This is a genomic window from Pseudarthrobacter leeuwenhoeki (genome assembly GCF_055412885.1).
This window is the reverse complement of record NZ_JBVAYY010000006.1, coordinates 63,638-78,189: the sequence shown is the minus strand read 5'-3', so window position 1 is coordinate 78,189 and position 14,552 is coordinate 63,638. Positions and strand designations below refer to the sequence as shown.

Genomic DNA, 14,552 nt, shown 5'->3' with positions numbered 1-14,552 from the left:
GTCAACCCTTGACGTACGGTATGCCGTCGGCGGCCGGAGGCCGGGACCGGCCGACCAGTCCGGCGACGGCGAACACGGTCACGAGGTAGGGCAGCATCGCCATGAACTGGCTCGGCACCGGGGTCCCGATGATGGTCACGATGCTCTGCAGGTTGTCGGCGAAGCCGAACAGCAGCGCGGCGAAGAACGCCCCGATCGGGTTCCAGCGGCCCAGGATCATGGCGGCGAGGGCGATGAAGCCGCGCCCGCCCGAGATTTCCTTCGTGAAGCTGTCGATCGCCACGAGGGTGAAGAATGAACCGCCGATCCCGGCGACGGCGCCGCCGATGGTGACGTTCCAGAAACGGGTCGCGTTGACCTTGATGCCCAGGGTGTCGGCGGCCTGCGGGTGTTCGCCGACCGAGCGGACCCGGAGGCCCCACTTCGTCTTGAACAGCCCGATCCACAGCACAATCACGGCCACGTACATCAGGTAGCCCACTACGGACTGCTTGAACAGGATGGGGCCGAGGACCGGGATGCTGGACAGGACCGGGATTTCGATGATGGGCAGCCGGCCCGGGGAGTTGAACATTTCCTTGTTCGCCTGCATCACGGTGCTGAACAGGAAGCCTGTGAGGCCCGAGATCAGGACGTTGAGGACCACTCCGACGATGATCTGGTTGACCACGTACTTGATACTGAAGACTGCCAGCACCATCGAGACGAGGGCGCCTGCGACGGCCGCCGCGAGCAGGCCCAGGTAGGGGTTGTCGGTCATGCTGGCGACGATCGCGGCAGTGAAGGCGCCGCCCAGGAGCTGGCCCTCAATGGCGATGTTCACGACGCCGGCGCGTTCGCACAGGACCCCGGACAGGGAGCCAAAAACGATCGGCACGGCGAGGGTCACGGACCCGGCGATGAGTCCCGCCAGCGAGATACTGGGCGTCGCGGCGCCGCCGACGATCCAGACCAGGAAGGCCACCACGAACAGGACCGTGAAGACGGCCGGCAGCCAGCGCGGGGGGCGGACGTTCTTCGTCTTCAGGAACATGGCATAGCCGGCGAGGCCCAGCATGAGAACGGAGAGCACCATCCCGGTCTGGAAGGCGGGCACCTCGATCGCGGGGAGCTGGAAGAAGTCCCCGCCGGAGGAAATGCCGAACTTGGCTCTCTGCTGCGGGCCCATCAGGCCAAAGAAGATGAACGCGACGACGGCGAGCGCCAGCAGCGTGACCGGCAGCTTCCAGGTCACGGGCTTCGCGGACACTGTGTGCTTGCGGTTCTTGTCCGCGTGCGGGGTGCCCGGATGGGGCTGGAAAGGTTTTCCCGGGACGGGTGGGGTTGCTGTTGTGCTCATGCTGCACCTCCGGCGGCTGCTGCCTTCTGGGACGTCGCGGCGGGTGCGGCCTTCTTCTTGCGCGGGTTGAGTCCGAAGATCGCCCGGACCAGCGGCGGCGCCGCGATGAACAGCACAATGAGCGACTGGACCACCAGCACGATGTCGATCGGGGTTCCGGTCTGGATCTGCATCTGGACCGCACCGGCGCGGAAGGCGCCGAACAGCACGCCGGCCGCGAAGGTGCCCCACGGCGTCGAACGTCCAAGCAGCGCCACGGTGATGGCGTCAAAGCCGTAGGTTGCCGCGACTCCGTCGGTGAGGACTTTTTCGGTGCCTGCCACCTGCGCGACGCCGGCCAGCCCGGCCAGGCCGCCGGCGATGGCCATCACCAGGATGGTGGCGCGGGGAACGTTGATCCCGGCGGTCAGGGCCGCCTGGGGGTTGGCCCCCACCGCGCGGAACTCGAAGCCGATGGTGGAGCGGTTCAGCAGCCATGAGACAAACACTGTCGCGGCGATGGCCAGCAGGAAGCCGATGTGCAGACGGTACTGGCTGCCGAAGATCTGCGGATACACGGCGGACGCGTCCAGGATCGGGGAGATCGGTGTGGTCTCGCCCGGCCGCTGGAACGCCGGGGTGTCAAGGAGGTAACGGACCAGGTAGAGGGCGATGTAGTTGAACATGATGGTCACGATGACCTCATGGGCTCCCGTCTTCGCCTTGAGCAAACCCACCAGGGCGCCCCAGACGGCGCCGCCGATGATGCCTGCGACCAGGACCAGCAGCAGGTGGAGCCCCATCGGCAGGTCCAGCGCGAAGCCCGCCCAGGCGGCCAGGATGCCGGCCATGATGATCTGGCCCTGGGCACCGATGTTGAACAGGCCCGCGCGGAAGGCCAGGGCGACGCCGAGACCGGCGGTAATCAGCGGGGTGGCGATGGTGAGGGTCTCCAGCAGCGGGGCGAATTGTCCGCCCACCCCGTTGCCGCGCGGGTTGAAGACCGAGCCCTGGAAGAGCGCCACGTAAGAGCCGGTGGCGGCTGACCAGACGGCGGCGAGGAAATCGCCCGGCCGGGCGAGGAAGTACGTAGACGTGGCGGCGACCACCTTGTCCGTGCTGGCAATGAGCAGTCCGCCCAGGATCAGGGCGAGGAGGACGGCCAGGATGGTCACGATGCCGTTGCCGGTGAAGATCTTGCGCAGCACCGAGTCCGTGTCCTCGGTGCCCGGGAGGGTTCCGCTCTGGGCCGAGACGGGAACCGCGGACGGCCGTATCACCCCGCCGGCCGTGTCCAGCGAGGTGACAAAGGCGGCGTCCTCCGCGGGCGCCAGGTCATCCGCTTCCCTGGACTGCGCTTCCCTGGACTGCGGTGCCGGGGACTGCGGTGCCGGGGACTGCGGTGCCGGGGACTGCGGTGCCGGAATCCGGTCCGGATCCGGTTCCGCCGGGCGTCGCGGCTCGTTGTTCTCACTCATGGTCGTCTCCTACGGCGCCGGGGCGGGACTCCTGCACGGGCTGGGCGGCAGGCGCCTGGTTCAGCGATTGGTTCAGTGATTGGTTCAATGATTCGGGTTCGGCGGGGTTTTCCTGGGGGGTGCCCGAGGGGCCCGGTGCCGGCTGGCTGCCCGCGGTACCGCCGGGGGCGTCCTCCGGGGACAGTCCGGCCATCATCAGGCCGAGGACGCCGCGTCCGGTGCCGGCCGGGACGATCCCGACCAGCTTGCCCTTGTAGAGCACGGCAATCCGGTCGGCGAGGTCAATCACCTCGTCCAGTTCGGTGGACACGATCATCACCGGTGTGCCGTGGTCGCGCTCAGCCACGATCCGCTTGTGCAGGAACTCGATGGATCCGACGTCCACGCCGCGGGTGGGCTGGGAGGCGATAAAGAGCCGCAACGGCCGGGAGAGCTCCCGGGCCATCACCAGTTTCTGCTGGTTGCCGCCGGAGAGCGTGCCGGCCGCCAGCGAACCTGACGGGGTGCGCACGTCGAACTCCTCGATCCGGGTCTTGGCGTTCTCCAGGACCTTTGCCGGGCTCATGCTGATGCCCTTGGCGAACGGGGCCTGGTCATAGCGGTCAAGAATCAGGTTTTCGGCGATCGAGAAGGTACCGATCAGCCCGTCGACCGAGCGGTCTTCGGGTACGAAGCCAACGCCGGCGTTGAGGACTTCCTTGACGCTGCGGCCGAGGAGTTCCTCGCCGTCAAGCAGGATGGAGCCGTGGACGCGGTCCTGCAGGCCCAGGATGGCCTCGGTCAGTTCAGTCTGGCCGTTGCCCTGGACGCCGGCGATGGCGAGGATCTCGCCGCGGGCGATATCGAAGCTGATGCCGTCCACCACGTGCTGGCCGCTGGGCGCGATCACCGTGAGGTCCTTGACCTGGAAGGTTCTCTCCTGGGGCTTGGCCGGGGCCTTGTCCAGCGTCAGGTTCACGGCCCGGCCCACCATCATGGACGCCAGCTCCGTCGTCGAGGCGCCGGGATCGGCGGTGCCGACCACCTTGCCGCGCCGGATCACCGTGATGGTGTCCGAGACGGCCTTGACCTCGCGGAGCTTGTGCGAAATAAAGACGATCGAGGTGCCGTTGCTCCTGAGCTGGCGCATGATGTCCAGCAGCTCATCGGTGTCCTGCGGGGTCAGCACAGCCGTGGGTTCATCGAGGATAAGCACCCTGGCGTCGCGGACCAGCGCCTTGATGATCTCCACCCGCTGCTGCACCCCGACCGGGAGGTCCTCGACCATCGCGTCGGGATCGACGTCGAAGCCGTACCGGTCCGAGATCTCCTGGATCTTCCGCCGGGTGTCATCCAAGTTGAGGAATCCCCCGGCCGTGGTGGTTTCCGCCCCCAGGGCGACGTTTTCGGCGACCGTAAAGACCGGGATCAGCATGAAGTGCTGGTGCACCATGCCGATGCCCGCGGCCATGGCGTCGCCGGGGCCGCGGAAGGTGACGGGTTTGTCATCGATGAGGATCTGGCCCTCGGTGGGCTCGTACAGTCCGTAGAGGACATTCATCAGCGTGGACTTGCCCGCGCCGTTCTCGCCGAGCAGACAGTGAATCTGCCCGGGTTCAACAACCACATCGATGTGATCGTTGGCTACCAGGGAGCCGAAGCGTTTGGTGATCCCCTTGAGTTCAAGTTTCAAAACTCTGACCAATCTCGAAGTGTCCGGTAGCCGTGGCCCGGACGGATGATGGGGCTGCAGGATCAGCCTAGTGCCTGCAACCGGAGGCGGAGTCAGCCCGCTCAACGAAAAGCGCCACGGCCCGTGCGGTGGATGACCGGACGGGCCGTGGCGCTTGGCGGAGGGAGTTAGGCCTTCGGGCTGGCTGCGGATTCAACCTTCAGCGTGCCGGCGGCAATGTCCTTCTTGATCTGGTCCAGCTCGGTTTTCAGCTCGGCCGAAACGGCGGAGTCCAGGTCGTGGAACGGAGCCAGCTGCACGCCGTCGTTCGCGAGGGTGCCAACGTACGGGGTGTTGCTGAACTTGCCTTCCTTGTCCTGCTTCACAACGGCCTCCACGGCCTCGCCCATCTGCTTCATGACGGAGGAGAGCATGATGTCCTTGTAGTCCGGTGCCGTGAGGAAGCCGTCGGAGTCAACCCAGATGAGCTTGACGTCCTTGCCTGCTGCCTTGGCTTCCTTCAGGGCCGCGCCGGCACCCTTGCCGACCGGACCGGCGACGGGCATCACGATGTCCGCGCCCTGGTCCAGGAAGTTCTGGGTGAACTGCTTGCCCTTGTCCTGCTTTTCGAAGTCACCGGTGAAGGAACCGTCCTGCTTGGCCTTGTCCCAGCCAAGGACCTTGACGTCGGTGCCCTTCTTCTCGTTGTAGTACTTGACGCCGTCGGCGTAGCCGTCCATAAAGATGGTGACCGTGGGGATCTTGATGCCGCCGAAGGTGGCGACCGCTCCGGTCTTGGTGGTGCCGGCGGCGAGGTAGCCGGCGAGGAAGGCGGCCTGGGCCGTGTCGTAAATGATCGGCTTGACGTTGCTGATCGGGGTCTCGTAGCCGAAGTCGATGATGGCGAAGTGGCTCTCCGGGTTGGCCGTGGCCTGGGCCTTGGTGGCGTCACCGAGCAGGAAGCCGACCGTGACGGTCAGGTCGCAGCCGGCAGCGACCATGGCGCGCAGGTTGGGCTCGAAGTCGTTGTTGGTCTTGGACTCGGCCTCATTGACCTTGATGCCCAGATCCTGCTGAGCCTTCTTCAGCCCCTCGTAGGAGGACTGGTTGAATGACTGGTCGTCGAATCCACCCGAGTCGGACACGATGCAGCCTGTGTAGTCGCTGGCCGTGGCGGTGGCAGTGCTGCTGGGCGTCGGTGCGGCCCCGCAGCCGGTCAGCAGCAGGGCAGCCGCACCGGCGGTGGCGACTCCGGCCATTGAACCGCGCTTGAAGGGTGCACGCAGAGAGTTCTTCAATTTTCCTCCAGGAAGAAAGAGATAGGCGCTACGACGGGAGCTCAATGAGTGTCTGTTGGCGGGGTTGCCGCTGAAACGCTGTTTTCACTGATGGATTTCGCAGCACTGCGCCGAGGCGCGCTTATGGAAGCCACTTTAGTGTCCTGGAACACGTCCACGCAGCGCAGTTCACAGCGATTCCACAGATTGTTGAGAATTTGTTACCAAGCGGTATAGACGGAACGCCCCGCACCGGGCGTTCCGGTGCGGGGCGTTCTGCGTGCGGGTGGGAGGTGGATCAAGGCTTAGAGCCGAACGAGCATTTTGCCGGTGTTGGCGCCGTCCAGCAGATTCATAAAGGCCTGCGGGGCGTTCTCCAGTCCGTCCACGATGGTCTCGTCGTAACGCACGGCGCCGTCAGCGAGCCAGCCGGACATGGCCTCGATGAACTCGGGCATGTGCTGCCAGTAGCTGCCGACGATGAAGCCTTTGAGGGTCAGCTGCTTGCCGATGGCCAGCATGAGGTTCCGCGGAGCCGGGGTGGGCTCGGTGGCGTTGTACTGCGAGATGGCCCCGCACATCGCCACCCGGCCGCCGACGGTCAGCGCTGACAGCGCCGCTTCAAGGTGTTCCCCGCCGACGTTGTCGAAGTACACGTCGATTCCGCGGTCGCCCGCTGCTGCGGCGAGCTGTTCGGCGACCGGGCCGTCGTGGTAGTTGAAGGCCGCGTCGAAGCCGAGCTCCAGCAGCCGTGCCACCTTTTCTGCGGATCCCGCGCTGCCGATGACGCGGGAGGCGCCCAGGGCCTTGGCGATCTGCCCCACCAGGGATCCGACGGCGCCGGCCGCGCCGGAGACGAAGACGACCTCCCCGGCCTTGAAGTTGGCCACCTTGAGCAGGCCTGCGTAGGCCGTCAGGCCCGTCATGCCCAGCGCGCCGAGGAACGCCGGCGCGGGGGCCAGCTCGGTGCGGGCCGGGGTGGTGGCCCCGGCGTCGAGCACCGCATATTCACGCCAGCCCAGTGCATGGACGACAGTCTCGCCCACCTGGCGGTCAGCGGCACGGGACGCTATGACCTCACCGACGGCGCCGCCGTCGAGCGCGGCGTCCAGCGCAAACGGCGCGGAGTAGGACTTGACGTCGTTCATCCGGCCCCGCATGTAGGGGTCCACGGACATAAAGAGGTTGCGGACCAGGACCTGGCCTTCCTGGAGTTCGGGAAGTGCCGACTCAGCGAGGCGGAAGTTCTCCGGGACCGGCCGTCCGTGCGGCCGGGATGCCAGCTGGATCTCACGCGTGGCGGCGGGCAGGACGGTGGTTTCGGTGTGGGTGCTCATGCGGCGGCCTCCAGAAGGGTGATGTTGACATTAATGTTGCCACGGGTGGCATTGGAATAGGGGCAGACTTCATGGGCCTTGGCCACGAGGGCCTCGGCCGTTTCCCGGTCCACGGCGGGCAGGGCGACTTCGATTTCCGCGGCGAAGCCGTAGCCGGATCCGTCGCCGAGGGCGCCCAGGTGGACCCTGGCCGCGACGGCGGAATCCGTCAGGTCGGCCTTCTGCTGGCGTCCGACGAGGCGCAGGGCGGAATGGAAGCAGGCCGCGTAGCCCGCAGCGAAGAGCTGTTCAGGGTTGGTGCCTTCGCCGCTGCCGCCGAGTTCCACCGGGTTGGCCAGGACAACGTTGAGCTTGCCGTCCGTGGTGACGGCGGTGCCGTCCCGGCCTTCGCCCGAAGCCAGAGCCTCGGCTGTGTAGAGAGTCTTCATGGGAGATCCAATCTGTTGCGTTGCAGGGGAAGTCAGTGGGAGCCGTGCAGTGCGGCGGTGAGCCGGGCCAGGGTCTCGCGGAGCTGGTCGAGTTCAGCGGGCGAGAGCCCGGCGGCGTCGGCGAGACGCTGCGGGATGCCGGCGGCCCGGGCGCTGAGCGCGGCGCCGGCGCCGGTCAGGAAGACCTCAACCCGGCGCTCGTCCGCGGCGGACCGGCGCCGCTCCACGAGGCCCAGGGCCTCAAGCCGCTTGAGCAGCGGGGAGAGTGTGCCGGAGTCGAGGCCCAGCTCCTCCCCCAGCTCGCGGACGCTGCGCGCTTCGCCTTCCCAGAGCACCAGCATGACGAGGTACTGCGGGTAGGTCAGGCCGAGCTCGTCGAGCATCGGCCGGTATGCCGCTGTGGCGGCCCGCGATGCCGAGTACATGGCGAAGCACAGCTGCCGGTTCAGGCGGGGGGCGTTCGAACCGGCAGTGCGGGTTCCCTCTGGCGTGGTCATGGATCCATCGTACGCCAGAATTCAATTGTGCACAATTCAATTGTGCACAACCTTCTGGGGCATTCTGCAACCACGCGCACCCGCCGGATTTCCCCATGTTCGCTGGGCGCCGACGGCGTGTCGGCCCGCACCCCCGGCGCGTCCCGGCGTCGCTCCGGCAAAGGTGGGGAAACCCGGCGCAGCGTCCAGGCCGGCTAGAGGTCGCGCAGGGTGCGCAGTGCGGCTGCGGTGAGGACCTGGATGCCCAGGCCCAGGGCGCGTTCGTCCAGGATGTAGTCGCCACGGTGCAGGTCGTACTCCTCGCCGCCGGGGGTCTTGGTGCCCAGGCGCATCATGGCGCCGGGGAGGTCCGCGAGGAACCAGGCGAAATCCTCCCCGCCCATGGACTGCGGGGTCAGGACGACGGCGCCCTCGCCGATCTCGGCGCGGGCCGCGGCTTCGATCAGGGCGGTCTCGTGTTCGGAGTTCACCACGGGAGGCACGCCGCGGGTGTGCTCCAGGTGGACGTCGACGCCGTACGGCGCGGCGATCTGCTGGATGACGTCGTCGAGGATCTCACCGGCGCTGTGCCAGGCGTCGCGGTCCAGGCAGCGCAGGGTGCCCGCCATGTAGCCGCTGGCCGGGATCGCGTTGGGGGCGGACCCGGCGGAGATCTGGCCCCACACGACGGACACGCCGCTGCGGACGTCAACGCGGCGGGACAGCACAGCGGGGACGTTGACCGCGATCTGCGCCAGGGCGAAGACGAGCTCTTCGGTCAGGTGCGGGCGTGAGGTATGGCCGCCGCGGCCGGTCAGTTCGATCTTGATCGTGTCCGAGGCGGAGGTGATGGCGCCAATCCGGGTGCCGACCTTGCCCACCTCGATCCGCGGATCACAGTGCAGGGCGAAGATCCGCGGGACACCGTCGAGGACGCCCTGCTCGATGCAGCTCTGGGCGCCGCCGGGCATGGTTTCCTCGGCTGGCTGGAAGATGATCCGGACGGAACCGTGCAGCGGCGACTTCTCGTGCATCCGCTGCAGGACCAGGGCAGCGCCCAGCATGGTCGTGGCGTGGACATCGTGGCCGCAGGCGTGGGTGACGCCGTGGTGCTTCGAGGCGAACGGCAGCCCCGACTCCTCGATGATCGGGAGGGCATCGATGTCCCCGCGCAGGGCGGTGGCGATTGGACCGTCTCCGATGTCCACCGTCAGGCCGGTCCCTTCGAGGCGTCGGGGCTTGAGCCCCGCTTCCTCCAAGCGCTTTGCGAGCTTGTCCGTGGTGCGGAACTCCTTGAAGGACAGCTCCGGGTGCGCATGCAGGTCCCGGCGGAACGCAATCAGCTCCGGCAGCAGGGGCTCGAGCCACGGCCCCACCAAGGAGGTGGGCTCAGCTTCAGTAGAGTAGTTACGCACAGAATAACTCTAGCGAGCGCACCATAAATAGCGGCATCGCGGACGTCGCGTTACGGATCGGCGGACATTGCCTGCCGCCCCGGCGCGGGCGGCAGACCCTGAAGACCGCCGCACGCTAGAGAACGTCGGTGTCGCCGCTGGCCTTGAGGGCGTCCACGGCCTGCTTCACGCGCTGCGAGTGCTCCTTGTGCATCACGAGTAACGCGTCAGGGGTATCCACCACCACAACGTCCTTGATCCCGATCAGCGCGATGACGCGCTTGGTATCGGAAACCACGACGCCGCTCGCGTCCTCGGTGAAGACGCGGGCGCCCTCACCGATCACGGTGACGTCCTTGACTTCCTTCGCGCTGTTGAGCCGGCCCACCGAGGCGAAGTCCCCGACGTCGTCCCACCGGAACGTACCGGGAACGACGGCGACGTCGCCGGCGACGGCAGCCGGTTCGGCCACGGCGTAGTCAATGGCGATCTTGGGCAGGGTGGGCCAGATCCGGTCCCGGACCTCGTCGCGCTGGGGGGTGTCCCAGGCCTTGGCGATTTCCTGCACCCCGGCGAAGAGTTCGGGCTGGTTGGCTTCGAGGTGCTTGAGCATCAGCGCGACGGGAGCAACGAACATCCCGGCGTTCCAGACATATTCGCCGCTGTCGAGGTATTCCTGGGCGACTTCTTCGCTGGGCTTCTCCACGAACTCGACGACGGTCTGGGCACTGGGGGCCCCGGGCACGCCAAGGTTCTTTCCGCCCCGGATGTAACCGAAGCCGGTGGAAGGATGCGTGGGCTTGATGCCGATCGTGACGATCTTTCCGGCCGCGGCCGCGTGGATGGCCTCCCTGACGGCGTCATGGAACACCCCGTCCGGGCTGATCACCTGGTCCGCGGCGAAGGAGCCCATGATGGTGTCCGGGTCGCGCTCGTGCAGGATGGCCGCGGCGAGGCCGATGGCGGCGCCGGAGTCCTTGGGTTCGCTCTCCAGCACCAGGTCGGCGTCCTCAATCTCCGGCAACTGGCGGCAGACCGCGTCACGATGGACCTTGCCGGTCACCACAAGCATGTGCTTGCCGGCGAGCGGCTCCAGCCGGTCGTACGTGGATCTCAGCAGGGTACTGCCCGAACCCGTGAGGTCGTGCAGGAACTTGGGGGCTGCGGCCCGCGACAGAGGCCAGAGGCGGGTCCCCACACCGCCCGCCGGAATCACAGCGATAAACCGGCGCAGCGCCGAATCGTTGAGTGAGTCCTGGCTTGTCGTTTTGTCTGTAGTCATCACGGCTACCTTAGCCGAACGTACCGCGCAAGTCCCCGATTCACGGGCGGACACGGCGTTGAAGCTTTCCCCGGGGGCGCAGCCCCGACGCGGCGGCGGCACTCGCCGGCCGGGCAGGGAATGTGGCGTTCGTCTCAAAAGTGCACGGAAACCCCTCCCGAAGACGTCACCAATCGGTGGCTGAATTGAATAAGCCGGTAGCGAAGCCTAGATTTATACTTGAGCTTACGAGTGCTCTCGCAGCAGGCGTTCCCCCCGCGTGGATCCCATGCCAGCGCCGCTGTGTTGCAGGGAGGTTTATTCAGTGCCGACAAAACCAGCTGGCACCTTGTACCGCGGCCGTGAAGGCATGTGGTCCTGGGTTGGACATCGCATTACCGGTGTAGTGATCTTTTTCTTCTTGTTGGTCCACGTCCTGGACACCTCATTGGTGCGTGTGTCCCCGGAGGCTTACACCGCCGTGATCGGCGCCTACAAGAATCCCCTGATGGCCCTGGGTGAAACGGGCCTTGTTGCTGCGATTGTGTTCCACGCCTTCAATGGCCTGCGGATCATCGCCGTCGACTTCTGGAAGAAGGGCGCGAAGTACCAGCGCCAGATGCTGTGGACGGTGCTCATTCTCTGGGCAGTCGTCATGGTGGGCTTCTCCATCCGCCACCTTTCCCTCGCCCTTGGAGGTCACTAGCCATGAGTGCAACTCAGATTGAGAGCCCGCGCAGCCCCAAGGTGCCCGCCGCAAAGGTGGGCAGCAACCGGATTGCGCCGCAGTACCGCCGCAACGGCAGTTCCAAAGGGAACTTCGAAATGCTCGCATGGCTCTTCATGCGGCTCTCGGGCGTAGTCCTGGTTGTCCTGATCTTCGGGCACCTGACCGTCAACCTGTTGGTGGGCGAAGGCATCTCCGCGATCGACTTCGGTTTTGTGGCCGGCAAGTGGGCCGATCCGTTCTGGCAGATCTGGGACCTCGCCATGCTGTGGCTCGCCATGCTGCATGGCACCAACGGTGTGCGGACCATCATCAACGACTACGCCGAAAAGGACGCGACGCGTCTGTGGCTGAAGATCGTGCTGTACGCGGCCACCACCGCCATCATCATCCTTGGCACCCTGGTCATCTTCACGTTTGACCCGTGCCCCGTGGTCAACGGTGTCCAGCTGCCCGGCGGGTTCTGCCCCGCGCCGTAGCGGCGCAGCCCCAGCGGCAACCGGTCCCTTGCCTGCCTGGTGCGGGCAAGGGATTTCCACGAGATGTCACCGTCCCGGCTCCGCCGGCCGGTGTTGTTAGCGAATTTTGAGAGAAAGAGCGTCTGGTATGCAGGTCCATAAGTACGACGTCGTCATCGTCGGTGCCGGTGGCGCCGGGATGCGCGCGGCGATCGAATCAGGTCAGCGCGCCCGAACAGCGGTACTGACCAAGCTGTACCCCACCCGCTCCCACACCGGTGCGGCGCAGGGCGGCATGTGCGCGGCCCTGGCCAACGTCGAGGAAGACAACTGGGAATGGCACACCTTCGACACCATCAAGGGCGGCGACTACCTGGTTGACCAGGACGCCGCCGAGGTCATGGCGAAGGAAGCGATCGACGCCGTCCTGGACCTCGAAAAGATGGGCCTGCCGTTCAACCGCACGCCCGAGGGCCGGATTGACCAGCGCCGTTTCGGCGGCCACACCCGCGACCACGGCAAGGCTCCGGTCCGCCGTGCCTGCTACGCCGCTGACCGCACCGGCCACATGATTCTGCAGACCCTGTACCAGAACTGCGTCAAGCACAACGTCGAGTTCTACAACGAGTACTACGTCCTTGACCTGCTGACCGTTGAGGAAGACGCTGTCCGCGAAGACGGCACGCCGTTCAAGCAGAAGCGCGTGGCCGGCGTCGTGTCCTACGACCTCGCCTCCGGCGAGCTGCACGTCTTCCAGGCCAAGTCCGTGGTGTTCGCCACCGGCGGCGCCGGCAAGGTCTTTAAGACCACGTCCAACGCCCACACCCTGACCGGTGACGGCATGGGCATCGCGTTCCGCCGCGGCATCCCGCTGGAGGACATGGAGTTCTACCAGTTCCACCCGACAGGCCTTGCCGGCCTGGGCATCCTCCTCTCCGAGGCCGCACGCGGCGAAGGCGCGATCCTTCGCAACTCCGAGGGTGAGCGCTTCATGGAGCGCTATGCCCCGACCATCAAGGACCTTGCCCCCCGAGACATCGTGGCCCGCTCGATGGCCAACGAAGTCCGCGAGGGGCGCGGCTGCGGCCCGAACAAGGACTATGTCCTCCTGGACCTGACGCACCTTGAGCCGGCGCACATCGACGCCAAGCTGCCGGACATCACCGAGTTCGCCCGCACCTACCTGGGTGTCGAGCCGTACACGGAGCCGGTTCCGGTCTTCCCGACGGCGCACTACGCCATGGGCGGCATCCCCACCAACATCACCGCCGAGGTCCTCCAGGACAACGACACTGTTGTCCCGGGCCTCTACGCCGCCGGTGAGGTTGCCTGCGTCTCCGTGCACGGCTCCAACCGGCTGGGCACCAACTCGCTGCTGGATATCAACGTCTTCGGCAAGCGCGCCGGCATTGCCGCCGCGGAGTACGCCAAGACCGCGGAGTTCGTGGAGCTCCCGGTTGACCCGGAGGCCTACACGCTGGACCTGCTGGACCACGTCCGCACCTCCGACGGCACCGAGAAGGTCGCTGCGATCCGCAAGGAACTGCAGGACACGATGGACGCCAACATGCAGGTGTTCCGCACCGCCGATACGCTGAACCAGGTCCTGACGGACATTGCGTCCTTCGAGGAGCGGTACGAGCGCATCAGCGTCCAGGACAAGGGCAAGCGCTTCAACCTGGACCTCCTGGAGGCCGTGGAACTGGGCTTCCTGCTGGAGCTCGCCAAGGTCATGACCGTGGCGGCCCTGCACCGCGAGGAATCCCGCGGCGGTCACTTCCGCGAGGACTTCCCCGAGCGCGACGACGACAAATTCATGAAGCACTCCATGGCGTACAAGGATGACCACGCCCCGGCGGGTGGGGGTGCGGAGACCGCAGAAACAACAGCGGGCATCCGCCTTGCCACCAAACCGGTGGTCTTTACGCGCTACGAGCCAATGGTGAGGAAGTACTAAGATGACCGCTGAACTCGCTGAGCCAGCCTCCAAGATTGAACTGCCCGCCCACATCGGTGGCGGCGGGGACATCCCGTCGTTCGACGTCCACCTGCGCGTGCGCCGCTACAACCCGGAGGTCTCCGACGAGTCCACCTGGGATGACTTCAACGTCACCATGTACGGCACCGACCGCGTCCTCGACGCCCTGCACAAGGTCAAGTGGGAAATCGACGGCAGCGTCTCCTTCCGCCGTTCCTGTGCGCACGGCGTCTGTGGTTCCGATGCCATGCGCATCAACGGCCGCAACCGCCTCGCCTGCAAGACCCTGCTGAAGGACCTGGACACGTCCAAGCCCATCACGGTCGAGCCGATCAAGGGCCTTCCCGTGGAGAAGGACCTGATCGTGGACATGGAGCCGTTCTTCCAGTCCTTCCGCGAGGTCATGCCGTTCCTGATCAACCGCGGCCACGAGCCCACGAAGGAACGCCTGCAGTCCGCCGAGGACCGTGAACGGTTCGACGACACCACCAAGTGCATTCTCTGCGCCGCGTGCACCTCGTCCTGCCCGGTGTTCTGGACCGACGGCCAGTACTTCGGCCCGGCGGCGATCGTCAACGCGCACCGCTTCATCTTCGATTCCCGTGATGATGCCGGCGACATGCGCCTGGAGATCCTCAACGACAAGGAAGGCGTGTGGCGCTGCCGCACCACCTTCAACTGCACCGAGGCATGCCCCCGCGGCATCCAGGTCACGCAGGCGATCGCAGAGGTCAAGCAGGCCATCCTGTCCCGCAAGATCTAGCAGCTG

General features: G+C 66.2%; 13 protein-coding genes. 4 read left to right on the top strand and 9 right to left on the bottom strand.

Features of this window, described 5'->3' with window-relative positions:
* Position 1: 1 nt before the first annotated feature.
* The 9 genes from ACZYX4_RS06680 to ACZYX4_RS06640 form a co-directional block, all read right to left on the bottom strand.
* Entirely contained in the window at positions 2-1,339 is a 1,338-nt protein-coding gene (locus ACZYX4_RS06680; protein ID WP_463874681.1) for an ABC transporter permease, read from the bottom strand.
* A complete protein-coding gene (locus tag ACZYX4_RS06675; RefSeq protein WP_463874679.1) occupies positions 1,336-2,796 on the bottom strand; it encodes an ABC transporter permease in 1,461 nt (486 codons plus the stop codon). Before ACZYX4_RS06675 ends, ACZYX4_RS06680 begins: the two co-directional genes overlap by 4 nt.
* Positions 2,789-4,468, bottom strand: coding sequence for an ABC transporter ATP-binding protein (locus ACZYX4_RS06670; protein WP_463874677.1), 1,680 nt, complete (start codon positions 4,466-4,468; stop codon positions 2,789-2,791). Before ACZYX4_RS06670 ends, ACZYX4_RS06675 begins: the two co-directional genes overlap by 8 nt.
* A gap of 167 nt (positions 4,469-4,635) precedes the next feature.
* Positions 4,636-5,745 carry a BMP family lipoprotein gene (locus ACZYX4_RS06665; RefSeq protein ID WP_463874675.1) on the bottom strand — a complete coding sequence of 370 codons (1,110 nt, stop codon included), beginning with the start codon at positions 5,743-5,745 and terminating at the stop codon, positions 4,636-4,638.
* A 284-nt stretch (positions 5,746-6,029) separates the two neighbouring features.
* Complete coding sequence (locus tag ACZYX4_RS06660) at positions 6,030-7,061, bottom strand: NADP-dependent oxidoreductase (RefSeq protein WP_463874674.1); 1,032 nt, start codon at positions 7,059-7,061, stop codon at positions 6,030-6,032.
* The gene (locus tag ACZYX4_RS06655) at positions 7,058-7,489 is read right to left on the bottom strand and encodes an organic hydroperoxide resistance protein (RefSeq protein ID WP_463874672.1); all 432 of its coding nucleotides are present in this window, start codon (positions 7,487-7,489) and stop codon (positions 7,058-7,060) included. The genes ACZYX4_RS06660 and ACZYX4_RS06655 overlap by 4 nt, the downstream gene beginning before the upstream one ends.
* A gap of 32 nt (positions 7,490-7,521) precedes the next feature.
* Positions 7,522-7,986 (bottom strand): MarR family winged helix-turn-helix transcriptional regulator, encoded by a 465-nt coding sequence (locus tag ACZYX4_RS06650; protein WP_463874670.1) that lies wholly within the window; start codon positions 7,984-7,986, stop codon positions 7,522-7,524.
* Positions 7,987-8,180: 194 nt separating this feature from the next.
* Positions 8,181-9,380 (bottom strand): amidohydrolase, encoded by a 1,200-nt coding sequence (locus tag ACZYX4_RS06645; RefSeq protein ID WP_463874668.1) that lies wholly within the window; start codon positions 9,378-9,380, stop codon positions 8,181-8,183.
* A gap of 115 nt (positions 9,381-9,495) precedes the next feature.
* Positions 9,496-10,641 carry a mannose-1-phosphate guanylyltransferase gene (locus tag ACZYX4_RS06640; RefSeq protein WP_463874667.1) on the bottom strand — a complete coding sequence of 382 codons (1,146 nt, stop codon included), beginning with the start codon at positions 10,639-10,641 and terminating at the stop codon, positions 9,496-9,498.
* 304 nt (positions 10,642-10,945) lie between these two features.
* On the opposite strand from ACZYX4_RS06640, the gene sdhC reads away from it, so the two are divergent.
* From sdhC to ACZYX4_RS06620, 4 genes are all read left to right on the top strand, one after another.
* A complete protein-coding gene (gene sdhC, locus ACZYX4_RS06635) occupies positions 10,946-11,326 on the top strand; it encodes a succinate dehydrogenase, cytochrome b556 subunit (protein WP_082492811.1) in 381 nt (126 codons plus the stop codon).
* 2 nt (positions 11,327-11,328) lie between these two features.
* On the top strand, positions 11,329-11,826 hold the full coding sequence (locus ACZYX4_RS06630; protein ID WP_463874665.1) for a succinate dehydrogenase hydrophobic membrane anchor subunit: 498 nt from the start codon (positions 11,329-11,331) through the stop codon (positions 11,824-11,826).
* Between the two features lie 127 nt (positions 11,827-11,953).
* Positions 11,954-13,762, top strand: a complete 1,809-nt coding sequence (gene sdhA / locus ACZYX4_RS06625; RefSeq protein ID WP_463874664.1) for a succinate dehydrogenase flavoprotein subunit — start codon at positions 11,954-11,956, stop codon at positions 13,760-13,762.
* Position 13,763: 1 nt separating this feature from the next.
* Positions 13,764-14,546: a succinate dehydrogenase iron-sulfur subunit gene (locus ACZYX4_RS06620; RefSeq protein WP_463874662.1), complete on the top strand. Its 783-nt coding sequence runs from the start codon at positions 13,764-13,766 to the stop codon at positions 14,544-14,546.
* The last annotated feature ends 6 nt before the right edge of the window (positions 14,547-14,552 follow it).

What these genes read in the sequence shown, in the direction of transcription:
- ACZYX4_RS06680 (WP_463874681.1), bottom strand. Translation starts at nt 1,339, where the DNA reads ATGAGCACAACAGCAACCCCACCCGTCCCGGGAAAACCTTTCCAGCCC.
- ACZYX4_RS06675 (WP_463874679.1), bottom strand. Translation starts at nt 2,796, where the DNA reads ATGAGTGAGAACAACGAGCCGCGACGCCCGGCGGAACCGGATCCGGAC.
- ACZYX4_RS06660 (WP_463874674.1), bottom strand. Translation starts at nt 7,061, where the DNA reads ATGAGCACCCACACCGAAACCACCGTCCTGCCCGCCGCCACGCGTGAG.
- ACZYX4_RS06655 (WP_463874672.1), bottom strand. Translation starts at nt 7,489, where the DNA reads ATGAAGACTCTCTACACAGCCGAGGCTCTGGCTTCGGGCGAAGGCCGG.
- ACZYX4_RS06650 (WP_463874670.1), bottom strand. Translation starts at nt 7,986, where the DNA reads ATGACCACGCCAGAGGGAACCCGCACTGCCGGTTCGAACGCCCCCCGC.
- ACZYX4_RS06640 (WP_463874667.1), bottom strand. Translation starts at nt 10,641, where the DNA reads ATGACTACAGACAAAACGACAAGCCAGGACTCACTCAACGATTCGGCG.
- ACZYX4_RS06630 (WP_463874665.1), top strand. Translation starts at nt 11,329, where the DNA reads ATGAGTGCAACTCAGATTGAGAGCCCGCGCAGCCCCAAGGTGCCCGCC.
- sdhA (WP_463874664.1), top strand. Translation starts at nt 11,954, where the DNA reads ATGCAGGTCCATAAGTACGACGTCGTCATCGTCGGTGCCGGTGGCGCC.
- ACZYX4_RS06620 (WP_463874662.1), top strand. Translation starts at nt 13,764, where the DNA reads ATGACCGCTGAACTCGCTGAGCCAGCCTCCAAGATTGAACTGCCCGCC.